The 14186-nt window shown below is 36.3% G+C and carries 11 protein-coding genes; 6 read left to right on the top strand and 5 right to left on the bottom strand.

The window, feature by feature from the left end:
* Positions 1 to 42 precede the first annotated feature (42 nt).
* Positions 43 to 1041, bottom strand: a complete 999-nt coding sequence (locus tag C1631_RS13480; RefSeq protein WP_109712703.1) for an alpha/beta fold hydrolase — start codon at positions 1039 to 1041, stop codon at positions 43 to 45.
* A gap of 110 nt (positions 1042 to 1151) precedes the next feature.
* Between C1631_RS13480 and C1631_RS13475 the strand changes: the two genes are divergently transcribed.
* Together C1631_RS13475 and C1631_RS13470 are read left to right on the top strand one after the other, a co-directional pair.
* Positions 1152 to 1796 carry a hypothetical protein gene (locus C1631_RS13475; RefSeq protein WP_109712701.1) on the top strand — a complete coding sequence of 215 codons (645 nt, stop codon included), beginning with the start codon at positions 1152 to 1154 and terminating at the stop codon, positions 1794 to 1796.
* Positions 1793 to 2461: a hypothetical protein gene (locus C1631_RS13470; RefSeq protein ID WP_109712699.1), complete on the top strand. Its 669-nt coding sequence runs from the start codon at positions 1793 to 1795 to the stop codon at positions 2459 to 2461. Before C1631_RS13475 ends, C1631_RS13470 begins: the two co-directional genes overlap by 4 nt.
* 38 nt (positions 2462 to 2499) lie before the next feature.
* Here the strand turns inward: C1631_RS13470 and msrB are convergent, their stop codons facing one another.
* The 4 genes from msrB to C1631_RS13450 form a co-directional block, all read right to left on the bottom strand.
* Complete coding sequence (gene msrB / locus C1631_RS13465; protein ID WP_109713313.1) at positions 2500 to 3594, bottom strand: peptide-methionine (R)-S-oxide reductase MsrB; 1095 nt, start codon at positions 3592 to 3594, stop codon at positions 2500 to 2502.
* Between the two features lie 10 nt (positions 3595 to 3604).
* The gene (locus C1631_RS13460) at positions 3605 to 4057 is read right to left on the bottom strand and encodes a DUF417 family protein (protein WP_109712697.1); all 453 of its coding nucleotides are present in this window, start codon (positions 4055 to 4057) and stop codon (positions 3605 to 3607) included.
* Between the two features lie 82 nt (positions 4058 to 4139).
* Positions 4140 to 4409 carry a hypothetical protein gene (locus C1631_RS13455; RefSeq protein ID WP_109712695.1) on the bottom strand — a complete coding sequence of 90 codons (270 nt, stop codon included), beginning with the start codon at positions 4407 to 4409 and terminating at the stop codon, positions 4140 to 4142.
* 9 nt (positions 4410 to 4418) lie between these two features.
* Complete coding sequence (locus C1631_RS13450; protein WP_109712693.1) at positions 4419 to 4973, bottom strand: sigma-70 family RNA polymerase sigma factor; 555 nt, start codon at positions 4971 to 4973, stop codon at positions 4419 to 4421.
* 220 nt (positions 4974 to 5193) lie between these two features.
* On the opposite strand from C1631_RS13450, the gene alaS reads away from it, so the two are divergent.
* The 4 genes from alaS to C1631_RS13430 all read left to right on the top strand — a co-directional run bounded on the left by alaS (position 5194) and on the right by C1631_RS13430 (position 14175).
* Positions 5194 to 7797 (top strand): alanine--tRNA ligase, encoded by a 2604-nt coding sequence (alaS, locus tag C1631_RS13445; RefSeq protein ID WP_109712690.1) that lies wholly within the window; start codon positions 5194 to 5196, stop codon positions 7795 to 7797.
* Positions 7798 to 8214: 417 nt separating this feature from the next.
* The gene (locus C1631_RS13440) at positions 8215 to 9693 is read left to right on the top strand and encodes a hypothetical protein (RefSeq protein ID WP_109712688.1); all 1479 of its coding nucleotides are present in this window, start codon (positions 8215 to 8217) and stop codon (positions 9691 to 9693) included.
* A gap of 64 nt (positions 9694 to 9757) precedes the next feature.
* A complete protein-coding gene (locus C1631_RS13435; RefSeq protein ID WP_109712686.1) occupies positions 9758 to 11572 on the top strand; it encodes a cytochrome-c peroxidase in 1815 nt (604 codons plus the stop codon).
* A 203-nt stretch (positions 11573 to 11775) separates the two neighbouring features.
* A complete protein-coding gene (locus C1631_RS13430) occupies positions 11776 to 14175 on the top strand; it encodes a hypothetical protein (RefSeq protein ID WP_109712684.1) in 2400 nt (799 codons plus the stop codon).
* The last annotated feature ends 11 nt before the right edge of the window (positions 14176 to 14186 follow it).

Raw genomic sequence — 14186 nt, 5'->3', positions numbered from 1 at the left:
TAAAACTGAGCTTACGCTAAAGCTCCATAATTACCTTTGAAATTATTGTGTAGTCACCTTTTTGTACATTTCGGCAATTGCTTCTTCGATAATTTCAGGCTGATCCTGATTGATATAGTGACCACTTGAACGGGCGATAATCTGTTGACTATCTGTAGACAGTTTCAATAAATCTTTCTGCATCTTATCCCATGCATCAATCATTTCATTTTTTAATTTCGGATCTTTAATAAAAGTATCAAATCTTGTTGTATCACCAGCAGTCATCACATAGAGAGGAATTGAATGGAAAGAATTTATCTGTGCTGCTTCTTTCCGGATTGAGCTCATCTGTTCCTGCTCTTCAAGAACAGCATAAGCGCTTTTATGTATTAATGCAGGCATTATAGAGTTCTGATATTGATATTGTGGTTGTTTTGGAAACATATTCTTAAATATCAATCTGGCCACTCCGAAAGTATTGGCAAATTTCAGCAATCCTCCCGGCAGCCCCTGGTTAACGAGGGTATATAGTTCAGGTGAAAGGTATTTTTTATCATCAGGATATTGACTCTCTACTAACATGACACCAGCTACATCATGTGGATATTTATTAACAAAAAACCTTACCAATGTACCACCAAAAGAATGCCCCACAAGAATGTAAGGTTTGGGAACATTTGCCTGTTCCAATAACAGATGAAGCTCTTCAGCCATCTTTTCACCGGTTTTAGGATGTGTTCCTCTTTCACTCCATATGATTCCTGACCTGTCATAAGAAAAAGTAGTAAAGTTTTGAGGCAGATCCTTTTGAATATGATACCACTGCAGATGTCCTGCGGGGTCAAAAGCAGTTTCAAAAACAATTGCAGGCCCACTTCCTGTTCCTTTTTTCAGATAATGCATTTTGTGGCCTTCAATTTCTGCAAATTGGCCATCTGGTTGAATTTTATCGGCCTTCGAACGTGATATTCTTTCAAAAATAAAACCTGTCAACAGTGCAAGAATCAAAATGGCCAGCACTATTGGGATTATTCTTTTTACCCATTTCAATATTTTCATGATGTATTTGTTTTTTGATGTGTTCGTAAGATGATAAAAATAAATATAATTTGGTTTTCTTCATCTCCTGTTTTTTAGGGATTTTTTTAGTATTTTTATCAAAAAACTAAGTGAGAAGAATATATTATGTACCAGGGCTGATCAGTGCGATTCTGATTCCATTATTATTTTGGTATTATGGAAGCCAAAGAGTTCATCCAGTCTACTCAATCATAGACCTTGGACTTCCCGCAAAAATTATCCCTCGAACCAGCTTAGACAACACTTTTGAACCATATAGAAATTGGAATTACAAAAAAATTATAGTTCAACCAAACACTGCTCTTCAAAACCAAGAATTTTATGTTTCCGAGCTTAAAGAGCTACAAGCCAAAAATGAAAAGGAAACAGGACTTGAATTTGTTATAGAAAATCAAAATACTTATAGAGATTTTATAGCTTTAATTGATGCTATGATTCTGTCTAAGCAACAAGCTTACTGTGTGGATCTTGAAAAAACGGGACATTTTTTTGCAGTACACTTCTATAAAGATCCAAATAAAATAGAAAAAGTACATTCCTCTTCTTGTGGAACTGAAGCCGACACCATCCATTACAAAGAGAAAATTCAATCTAAAGGTTTTGACAAATTGAATTATTTGCGGGAGCTTCCGGAACAGTCTTTTTATATGTTTTTTGGATTTCTATTATTTTTAAATATATCCATGTTGAGTATAAAAGAAAATTTCCAAATTCATAGAAAAAGATCAGTATGAAAAGGGTATATTATTTTCCGGGCTTGATCAGTGCTCTTACTCTACCTGTCTTATTTTGGTACTATGGGCACAGAAAAATTGATGAGATAACAACTTCTGTTATCGACATGGGAATTCCTGCCAAATTAAATAAGGATAAAAGCAACTACGATAACACTCTTGAACCTATAAGAAGTTTAGAGTATAAAAAAATAGAAGTTCCTGCTGGAAAAGCAAAGGAAAACTCAAGCGTGTATGTTTCTGAGGTAAGGGCTATGCAGCAAAGAAATGAACAAAACACTGGCATTGAATTTATTTTGGGGGATAAGAATACTTACGGTGACCTTGTTTCTCTTTTAAACGACATGCATATTTCAAAACATGAAGAATACGGTTTGGATTTGGAAAAGACGGGACACTTTTTAGTTCCTGTCACCTATATTAGACCAACGTCAGAAACTTGCGGTCTTTGTGATGATGTCATAGTTGAAGTTATAGACGGAGGCTTATTGGTTTCCGGAGTTATTCCCGAATCTACTATTTTTACTGATATCAATAATTTCTTCACCCCTCTGACGAAAGAAGCATATTACCTGATGACAGGTTTTCTGATATTATTATACCTTTCAGTATTGAGTCTGAAAGAAACATTCCTATTCTCCAAAAGAAAATATACTTTTCAGTAAAAAATAAAAGGCTGCCATTTGGCAGCCTTCCTTTCAAATTACTTTTTATCTAACAACGGAAGATATTTTCCGTATCCTTTTGATTCCATTTCCGCTTTTGGAATAAATTTCAGCGAGGCGCTGTTGATACAGTAACGCAATCCTCCTTTATCCTGAGGACCATCTGTAAAAACGTGTCCCAAATGGGCATCTCCTGTTTTACTTCTCACTTCTACCCTGTCCATTCCATGGGTGCGATCCAGTTTTTCGTTAATCAAAGTTTTGGTGATTGGCTTTGAAAAACTCGGCCATCCACAACCTGATTCAAATTTATCTGTTGATACAAACAAAGGCTCTCCAGTTGTAATATCCACATAAATTCCTTCACGGGTTTCATTCCAGTATTCATTCTGGAAAGGTCTTTCTGTACCGTTTTCCTGAGTGACATTATATTGTTCAGCAGATAATTTTTCTTTTAAAACTTTTTTATCCTGCTTCTGATAGGTTGTTGCTTTGGGAAGTGGATTGGCTTTTTTCGCCATTTCAAAAAGTCCCGGTTCTATGTGGCAATACCCCCCCGGATTCTTATCCAGATAATCCTGATGATAATCTTCTGCTTTGTAGAAGTTTTTCAACGGAATGGTTTCTACCAGTATAGGTCTGCTATAATTCTTAGATAATTTCTGAACTTCATTTTTTACGACGGCTTCATCTGTTTTATCTGTAAAGTAAATTCCCGTTCTGTATTGATTTCCTCTGTCATTCCCCTGTTGATCCTTGCTTGTGGGATCAATGGTTTTAAAATAAAGATCAATCAGCAGTTTTAAATCCACCTGTTCAGGATCATATTTTACTTTTACCGTTTCAGCAAAGCCGGTGGTATGGCTTACCACTTCTTCATAGGTTGGGTTCTGGGTATTTCCGTTGGCATATCCTACTTCGGTTCCTACTACGCCACGAATTTGTTGAAAGAAATGTTCTGTTCCCCAAAAACATCCACCTGCAAAATAAATTTCTCTAGCATTTTTATTATCCATAATTTCCTGTTTTTCTTCTTTTACCAGTGTAGGCTTATTTTTTTTAAAAAGCCCCGATCCTGCAGCAAAAACTGCTATACCCAGAACAACTCCGAGCACAATTAATATATTTTTCATTTTATCCTTTTTATTCATGACTTTTATTTTGAAATAGCATCAGTCCAAATCCTAAGAGCATTAGGTCTTTTAAAATAAAAAAATCCGTCACCGGAACTCCATCTACCATTTTCCACATACCCGGAGTAGTAAACAGATAGCTCAATGTCACCGTAAATGTCACTACCATTCCTATTCCCGCGTACCTTTTTAATACAGCAAATTTCACACTAAACAGGAGAAGTAAGGCAATGATAATTTCTATCGCTCCGATAAGATTTGACACTGTCTGAACGCTCATAATCTTATATACGAAAAAAGTTAAAAAATGGTTTTCAACCAAAGGTTTTATTCCTGCTGCCTCAGTAGGAGTAAATTTGAAAATACCTATCCATAGTAAGATAAGAGCTGCCCCGAAAAGCGAAATATAGTATCCTAACTGATACGTTGCGTTGTTGTTTGATGTGTTTTGAGTTCCGACCATATTCTTAAGATTTTGAATGAATACTTTTATTGTTTTTCAAAAGTATAGTCGGAGCTGTTTCAAAATCCTGACAAAATTTTTCTTAAAAATCTAATTTCTCAATCATTTTATCCTTAAAATCCTGAATTTCAGACTCATTAATTTCAGTTGTTTTTTGTGAAAAAGTTTTTTTAAATACCTCATCCAACAAGGCTAATTTCCTATTGTACATTTTACACCATTTACAAATCATCAAATGCAGGCTAAGCTTTCTGTTTTCTTTTGCAGAAATTGAATGTGCATTACGTTTTTCCATCAGTAAAGTCGCTTCACTGCATGGTAAGAATAAGATATGTAGAATTCTTCTTATCATTTTAAATCACTATCTTTTTGAGAACCAATTAAATTCAAGACATTCTCTCAGCTGCATCCTGCTTCTCTGCAAGATCTTCCACAGGTTAGTCGTAGAAACATCCAATTCCTGACTCACTTCGGGTGCTTTTTTCTCTTCGATATAATACATTTTGAGCAAAATCTTCCATCTGGACGGCAATTCTTCAATACATTCCTCCAGTGTTTTATTGAAATCCTGATCATCCAGCAGTTCATCTTCTTTTCCTGAAACGTTCCAATCGTTTAAAACATCGTTGTTTTTCCAGGAACCTGTTTCATCAAAAAAATGATCAAGCCTAATATTTGGTTCTGATTTATATTTTTTCCGGTAAAAGTCTGCAATCTTTCTATTTAAAATAGCCGTCAGCCAGGTCAGTGGCTGACTGTTCCTTTCAAAAGAATCATATCCGGAAAATGCGGCCAGAAACACTTCCTGAACTACATCCTGGGCATCTTCTTTGTTTGAAAGCATATACAAGGCTTTTTTCAGTAATGGCCCGGAATATTGTTCGATCCAACTTTTAAGAATCTCATTTTTCATCATCATGAGGAAATTATAAACGAAGATAAGACTTTTAAAATTGTAGAATTTATTGTCATCAACAGATTCAAAACCTAACAGGTTTTGAAAACCTGTTAGGTTTCAATAGAACAAATTAACAGACCCATTTTTGAAAATATCAAATAGTAGAAATTAAATCACCTAAAAATCTTAAATTTGCATCTTATCAAAATCTGATATTTAAAAAAGCAAAAGCAATACTATGACATCACAAGAGATACGTCAAAAATTTTTAGATTATTTTAAAAGTAAGGATCACCTTATTGTTCCTTCGGCTCCTATCGTGCTGAAAGACGATCCTACCCTTATGTTTTCCAACTCAGGAATGACGCAGTTCAAGGATTTTTTCCTGGGCTACAAAACGCCTACCGCCCCTAGAATTGCCGACACACAAAAGTGTCTGAGGGTTTCTGGAAAACACAACGATTTGGATGATGTAGGAAGAGATACCTACCACCACACCATGTTTGAAATGCTGGGTAACTGGTCTTTCGGGGATTACTTCAAAAAAGAGGCTATTGCTTTTGCCTGGGAATTACTGACTGAAGTATACGGAATTCCAAAAGAAAATTTATATGTTACTATTTTTGAAGGTGACGCTTCTGAAAACCTTGACAGAGACCAGGATGCTTTTGATTTCTGGAAATCTCATATTTCAGAAGACAGAATCATCAACGGAAATAAAAAAGATAACTTCTGGGAAATGGGTGCAAGTGGGCCTTGTGGACCTTGTTCGGAAATCCACATCGATTTAAGAACTCCGGAAGAAAAAGCTAAAGTTTCTGGTTTGGAATTGGTGAACAACGATCATCCTCAAGTGGTGGAAGTTTGGAATCTCGTTTTCATGGAATTTAACAGAAAAGCAGATGGTTCTCTGGAAAAATTACCTGCTCAGCATGTAGATACAGGAATGGGCTTCGAGCGTCTTTGTATGGCACTTCAAGGAAAATCTTCCAACTATGACACTGATGTTTTTACTCCGTTAATTGCTAAAGTGGAAGAACTTTCAGGAAAGAAATATACCGGAGTTTTAGAAGATGAAAAAGATATTGCAATTCGTGTCGTTGTCGATCACATCAGAGCGGTTTCTTTTGCCATTGCAGACGGACAATTGCCTTCAAACGGAGGAGCTGGTTACGTTATCAGAAGAATTTTGAGAAGAGGGATTTCTTATTCTTATCGATTTTTAGATATGAAAGAACCTTTCCTTTACAAATTGGTTGCTGTTCTTCAGGAACAAATGGGTACCTTCTTCCCTGAACTTGGAAAACAAGGAAAATTGGTAACAGAAGTAATCAAAAGTGAGGAAGAATCATTCTTAAAAACAATTGAAAACGGACTCATCAGAGTTGAAAAATTAATTCAACAAACAATTGCTGACAATCAGAAAGTATTGCCTAGTGAAGAAGTTTTTGAACTATATGATACCTACGGTTTCCCTGATGACTTAACAAGAATTATTGCTGAGGAAAAAGGATTAACTATCGATGAGGCAGGATTTAAAGCTGAAATGGAAAAACAGAAGCAGCGTTCAAAATCTGATTCTGCTCAAAAAGTATACGACTGGGTTGTGTTGGAAGAAAAGCCTGAAACTTTTGTTGGATACGATCAGATTGAATCTGAAACCTATATTACAAGATACAGAAAAGTAGAAAATAAAGACGGAGAATTCTATCAGGTTGTTCTGAGCAGCTCTCCTTTCTACCCTGAAGGAGGAGGACAGGTTGGTGATAAAGGAGTATTGGAGAATGCTACCGATAGCTTTGAAGTATTGGAAACCAAAAAAGAAAACGGATTAATTGTTTCATTAATCAATGGTCTTCCGAAAGATGCAGGAGCTCTTTTCTATGCTCGCGTCAATGCTACTGAAAGAAAAAATTCGCAGGGAAATCACTCTGTGACTCACCTTTTGCATGAGGTATTAAGAGAAGTTTTAGGAACTCACGTAGAACAGAAAGGATCTTATGTAGGACCTGATTACTTACGTTTTGACTTTTCTCATTTCAATAAAATCACGGAAGAAGATCTTGCTTTAATTGAAGATAAAGTCAATAAAAAAATCAAGGCCAGCATTGCTTTACAGGAATTCAGAAGCATTCCTATTCAGGAAGCTTTAGAGAAGGGAGCAATGGCCTTATTTGGTGAAAAATATGGTGATAGCGTAAGAATGATCCAGTTTGGAAGTTCAAAAGAACTTTGCGGAGGAACTCACGTAAAAAACACCAGCGAAATTGGTCATTTTAAAATCACTTCTGAAGGTTCTGCGGCTGCGGGAATCAGAAGGATTGAGGCAATTTCAGGAGATAAATCTGAAGAGTATTTCAGCAATCTTGAAAAACAGATCATTGAACTTTCTCAATTATTAAAGTCTAAAGATGTTGTAAGATCTATCGAGAAACTGATCGAAGAAAATACGTCATTGAAGGCTGAAGTAGATGCCCTTAAAAAGGAAAAAGCAAAAGAAGAAATTGGAGAATGGAAGAATGCTTATGAGCAGAAAGGCAACAAGCAGCTTCTTGTGAAGAAAACTTCCTTGGATGCAGGTTCTGTAAAAGACATCGTATTCCAGCTGAAGAGAGAAATCCCTGCTTCTGTAACGATCATTCTTTCTGATGCGGACGGAAAACCAATGATTACTGTTGGAGTTTCTGATGATCTGGCTGCTGATTATCAGGCTGGCGCTATCGTAAAGGATCTGGCAAAAGAAATCCAAGGCGGAGGTGGTGGAAACCCTGGTTTTGCAACTGCAGGTGGTAAAAACCTTGAAGGATTAGAAAACGCTTATCAAAAAGCGTTGAACATCTAAAATAGAATACCTATTATAAATATTAGAACAGGCTGTTTCATTTTGGGACAGCCTGTTTTAGTTTTAACTATTGTCTTTTATTTAAGGCTAAGGACGCAAGAAACCCTCATATCATCATAGATATTTTCGTTCGCAAAGGCGTTACACTCAGCCATGAAATGATTGCGCTTTTTGCTAAATAGAATGCCTTGGCGAACGAAAAAACAGATATCTAAAAGCCTTGGCGTCTCTGCGTTATAATATAGCATTCCTTATTATTCAGATATTCATCAAAGTCTCTCTATTTATATCCATTCTAATTATTGACCTTCGCTTAACAAATCATCAGCTAATCTTAAACTAATTGTTTTGTCTTCTTAAAATCCAGTTAACACTAGAATTCTAGTTTTGTCTCAATCGAAATTCAAAAAAACAATTATGAAAATTAACAAAACTATCGGTGCTTTGTTATTCGCAGCTTTTGTATTCCACGGCTGTAATGACGATAACAACGGAGACGGAAACACCCCGGTTAATAACCAGATTAAACTTGAAAATTTTTCTAAAGAATCCGCTTTCGTTTATGCAATGCAGGGTTTTGAAAATTTAAATATCACCACTCTTATTTCAAGCTCTGACATCTTAGGGGGATCTCCAGACTTTGTTTTTGGTGGCCAGCCGGATGGAATGGGAATCATGAAAGACCCTAATTCTGATGGTTACCTGATGATCACCAACCATGAGATCAAACAATCTGTATCGAGAGTATATTTGGATAAAACATTCAAACCTGTAAAAGGAGAATATATCCTTAACGGAACAGGAGGAATGACGAGACTATGCTCTGCTACACTGGCTACTCCTGAGATCCATGGTTTCAGTGCATTCCTTACTGCCGGTGAATCCGGTGAAGAAAGTATGGTTCATGCTTTAAATCCATTAGCTCCAGCTTCTCAGGCGTCAGATAAAACGAGGGTAAAACCGGCTTTAGGGAAGGCTTCTATGGAAAATGCTGTTCCGCTTCCTAAGGATGTTTCCAACGGAAAATCATATATTATTATCGGGGAAGATCAGTCTTATTCTTCTTCTCACCAGTCTGCCGGGCAATTGATCATGTACGTTGCAGATACACAAGGAGATTTGGATAATGGTAAATTATACTCTTTAAAAAGAACGAACAACAACTATACTGAAACGGATATGACGAAAGGAAATAGCTATGATGTAGAGTTTGTTGAAATCCCGAACGCCAAAAATCTTACAGGAGCTCAGATCAATCAGAAAAATATTGATAATAATGCTATTCGTTTTTCAAGAGTCGAAGATGTAGATTATAGAAAAGGGGCCGGAAAAGGAAGAGAAATCTATTTTACCGCTACAGGAGAATCTTCTGACGGTATCAATCCAAAAGCTGGATTAACGATGTGGGGAAGGGTATACAAGCTCGTCTTGAACGCTAATAATATGTTGACCGGAAAACTGGAAGTAGTCGCTGAAGGTGATTCTAACCCTGGTCAAAACCTGATCAACCCTGACAATCTTTGTGTAACTGAAAACTTCGTTTACATCCAGGAAGACGGAGATTCTTACTATAAGTCAGCAGCTCACGATTCATACATCTGGCAGCTTAACATAGCTACCAAACAGTATAAACCATGGTTGAATATGAAACACAACAGAAATGATTCAGCCTGGCAAACTGCTTACAACCAATCCGGAGATCTTCAGAAATTCGGTTCATGGGAATTTGGAGCCATGACAGATATTTCTGATATCATAGGAGTTCCGAATACATTCACCGTAAACATTCACTCTCATACATGGCAGTTGGATAAGTTTAAAAACCCTGACGGATCGGGAGTCAACACGAACAAAGAAGGAGGACAGGTTGTCATCATCAGAAACGTAGAAAAATAGCTTTAATTACTCATAAAACTCCAAAGTATCAATAGAAATTCTTCTGTTGATACTTTTTCATACAATGAAGAAACTTTCAAAATACCCGGTATTCCTGTTTTTATATTGTGCAGCAGCTCTTTTTATTCTTTATTACTGTAAGAATGAAAAGCCTCAGCCTGTATATGAAGATTTAGGTTCTGTAAAACAAGAGATCATTAAAACCAATTCTGCATTTGAAAAACAGATCAATGAACTGATAAATTTAGTTTCTGAAGATGCTGACGAAAAAATCCTTCAGGAAAAATTTCAGGAAATCAGAAAAACCTACAAAAAAATGGAATGGGCTGTTGAATATTTTCTTCCTCATTCTGCAAGATTCATCAATGGTGCTGCTCTTCCGGAAATTGAAATGGATGAACATACCGAAATAGAACCCGAAGGTTTACAGGTTTTGGAAGAAATGTTCTATCCCTATGAAAAGGAGAATAAAGACGAGGTCATACGCTTTCTCAAAAAACTAATCAATAAAAGCAATACCATTGCCACGAATTTTCAGGTTATTACCGTGAGCAAAAATCAGGTTTTTGATGCTGTAAGACAGGAAGTTTTCAGAATTTCCAGTTTAGGTATTTCAGGTTTTGACACTCCTGTTTCCGGCACTTTTTTACAGGAGATCCCTTATTCTCTTGGTGGAGTGCAACAAACATTGCAACAAATTTCTACTGAGCAATCAAAAAATAAAGCATTAAAAGCCATTGTTGCTGAAATCAGTTCTGCTATTGCTGTTTTAAAGAAAAACACAGATAAAAATACTTTCGACTATGCAGGTTTCATTCCTGATCACCTCAACAAAATTGCAGCTCTGCTTCCGGAATTTAAAAATCAGGAGCAGATTCCTGATGTAGAAGTGACAACTGCTCTGAACAAGGATGCGGCCACCTTTTTTGCCAAAAATGCTTTTAATCCTAATGCCTTTACTCCCGGGAAGGAATTTGCCTATTCGGATGAAAAGGTAGGTTTGGGACGCCAGCTTTTTAATGATAAAATTCTCTCCAACAATAACAACAGAAATTGTGCAAGCTGCCACATTCCAGAAAAAGCTTTTACTGACGGGTTGGCCAAATCCATGTCTCTTGAAAATGCCGAACTGGCGAGAAATGCACCTTCTCTTAATTATGCAGGATTTCAACACGGACAGTTTTGGGATATGCGAAAAGATGATCTGGAAGGCCAGAGTGCTGATGTGATTTCCAATAAAGAGGAAATGCATGGCGACCTTAATGTGATTCTTGCTAAAATCAATCAGGATAAAAAATATCAGCAAGCCTTTCAAAAGATTTATCATTCACAGAAAACAGAAGTTTGGCAGCTTCAAAATGTATTGGCCAGCTATATCCGCTCATTGGCTGCATTTAATTCAGATTTTGATGAATATATGAGAGGAAACAAATCTGCAATGACAGCCAATCAAAAACGTGGTTTTAATCTTTTTGTAGGAAAAGCCCAGTGCGCTATATGTCATTTTGTTCCCTTATTCAACGGAACTGTACCTCCTACTTTCAAAAAAACTGAACAGGAAGTCCTTGGAGTAGCAGTCAATGGAGACAATAAAGTTTTTGACAGGGATCTTGGTCGCGGTAAATTTCACGAAACCGTTGCCACGCTACAACATTCATTTAAAACTCCTACCCTCAGAAACATCAATAAAACGGCTCCTTATATGCATAACGGAGGGTACAAAACGTTGAAAGAAGTCATGAATTTCTATAACAAGGGCGGTGGTAAAGGCTTTGGCTTTACAATAGAAAACCAGACACTTTCCGACGCTCCCTTACACCTTACAGATAAGGAAATTGATGATATTATTGATTTTATGAAAGCATTGGATGACAGATAAAGAAACCGGAAGTTATGATGAGTCGGATCATTATCATCTCTGTAAAACAAAAGCCAAACCTAATACATTCACCTGAGAATCTCGTCAGGCAATTTTTCCTGGTTCAATTTTTCCATTGATAAATTAGATTAAATCAATGTTATACTATGTTAAAAACTTTTCCAGCAGAATAAATATGATTATTTTTGACCTAGTTTTTCCCCATGAAAAGAGGTTTATTATTATTTTTTTTCCTGATTTGCTTTTTGGGTTATTCACAATCGAAAATTAAAGTTGTTGATGACACCAATCATAAGCCCGTCTCTAACGTTAAAATATCTTGTGACGGTACTATTCTGGGCTACACCAATGCACAGGGAGTTCTTGAATTTAAGACGACCTGTAAAAACATTGATATTGAAGCAGACGCCTATCAAAAGGAAACAGCTTCAGTGGACAGCAGTATTGAGGTTTCACTGCTTAAAAAATCTGTGAAGAATACCACCGCTATTGAGACGGTAGTTATTGAAGATAAAAGCGATCCAAGGGCTTTAGAGATTCTCAAAAAAGTAAACAGGTTATTCAATCAGAATTCTCCTAAAAGTTTGGGTTCTTATTCTTACAAATCCTACGAGAAAGTATCTTTGGATATTGATCAGGATAGTCTTACCCAATTCAACCAGTATTTTAATGACATGAACCTTTTCAAGAAAAAAAGGGAGAAAGATTCATTAAACAACAGCAATGCCAGAAAGATATTTTCAAAAAGCAAACTCTTCCTTTGGGAAAGGGCTCAGGAGTTTTTATATTCAAAAAAATACGGTGAAAAAATTAATATTCTGGACAACAGAATTTCAGGGCTGAAGCAACCGGTTTATGAAATGATTGCTCTACAGCAAAGCAACAGGGATGTGGTTCCTGAACAGCTTAAGCAAGAAAACAGAGGATTGTACAGATTCTTTCTTTCAGATACGATAGAACTTGACGGAAGGAAAAACTTTGTCATACGCTTCCGCGAAGTGAACTACAAAAAAATGGACAAAAAAAGGAAATACAATGGTGCCATTTACGTAGATACTGAAACGTACGGAGTTAAAAAGATTGAAAATTTCAGTAAAAACAAGAATGACGGTATTATTACCAGTACATGGGTGTTTTACAATAATAAATGGTTCCTGGCCCATGAAACAGCTAAGCTTAAAATGGGTAAAATGGCTATGGGGGATAAGGACCACAACGAAAAGAAAGACAAAAAGAGCTTTGGTACCTATGCTTTTCTGACCTCAAAATATTTTGATTTTCAATCTCCTATCGAAGAAGATCCTAAGGAATTTAAAGGATATACTTTTGATATAAAAAGTATAGACGGGCATTCTCTTGAACATTACAGAACAGATCCTTTGACGGAAAGAGAAAGAAATACCTATAAAACAATTGACAGTTTAGGTAAAAAATATAAAATTGACAGCAAAGCCCAGATTATTTCAGGGCTTCTTAACGGGCAGATCAGAGTGAATTCAGTGGATTTTGCCGTTGATGAGATTGTTAATTACAACTCGTATGAAGGATTCAGATTAGGGTTAAAGGCTAAAATGAATGAAAACTTCAATCCCTATTTCTCTCCTGATTATTATTTTGCCTATGGAGTAAAAGACAGAAGATGGAAATATGGGATGGGACTTGACATAAAGACCACTCTGAAGAAAAATTCATTCTTCAGATTTGAATTTTATGATGATGTAACAGCTTCGGGAGAGTTCTACAGAAGACTCTGGACCTTCAAAATGAGGATGATGAATTTCGGGAATAACCTAAACAATGATAAATATTTTCATTTTAAAGGCGCTTCCCTATCCTACCTTAATGATGTGACCAATGGGCTTACTCTTGCTTTTGCAGCGAGAAGAAATATTGAGGAAGCTGAGTTTGATTACCAGTTTAGAAATGCAGGGTCTTCATTTAAGAACTTTAATACATTATTCACCTTAAAATATTCTCCGAATTCTACCAATATCATGACACCACAGGGTAAATCTCTGATTGATCAGAAATATCCTGAGTTGTATTTTAATTACGAACAAAGTTACAAAGCATTGGGTGGAAATTTCAATTATTCCCGTTTTGATGCCCTTTTTCTTTATAATTTTAAAACACCTATCGGAACAACCGGTTTCAGATTATATGGAGGAATGGTGTTGGGAGAAGCTCCTATCTGGAAGAACTTTACCATGAACGGCCTTGCATCACCGGGTAAAGATTTTAATTTCAACCTTACTTCTTTCCTGGGTTTTGCTACACTGGAAGGCGGAAAGTATTATAACGACAGATTTGTAGCCTATTATTTCACCCACAGACTTCCATTTTACTTCAAAAGTTTCGGACATAACGTTTCCAGCTTTGATTTTGTACTCCGTGGAACCATCGGTGATATGAAACATCCTGAATACCACCAGTTCAAATTCAGAAAACTGGACCATCTGTATCAGGAAGTCGGATTGGAATGGAACAATTTCCTTTCCAGCTATTTCAATCTGGGATTCTTTTACAGAGTGGGATATTACGCAACTCCGAATTTCAAACAGAATTTTGCTATTCAATTTAAGCTTAAATTCTTAGAATTCTAATTGCCCCCTTT

This window comes from Chryseobacterium phosphatilyticum (assembly GCF_002899825.2).
In the GTDB taxonomy this organism is placed as follows: domain Bacteria; phylum Bacteroidota; class Bacteroidia; order Flavobacteriales; family Weeksellaceae; genus Chryseobacterium; species Chryseobacterium phosphatilyticum.
Note: the sequence above shows the minus strand (reverse complement) of the source record. Positions and strands in the feature narration are given on the sequence as shown.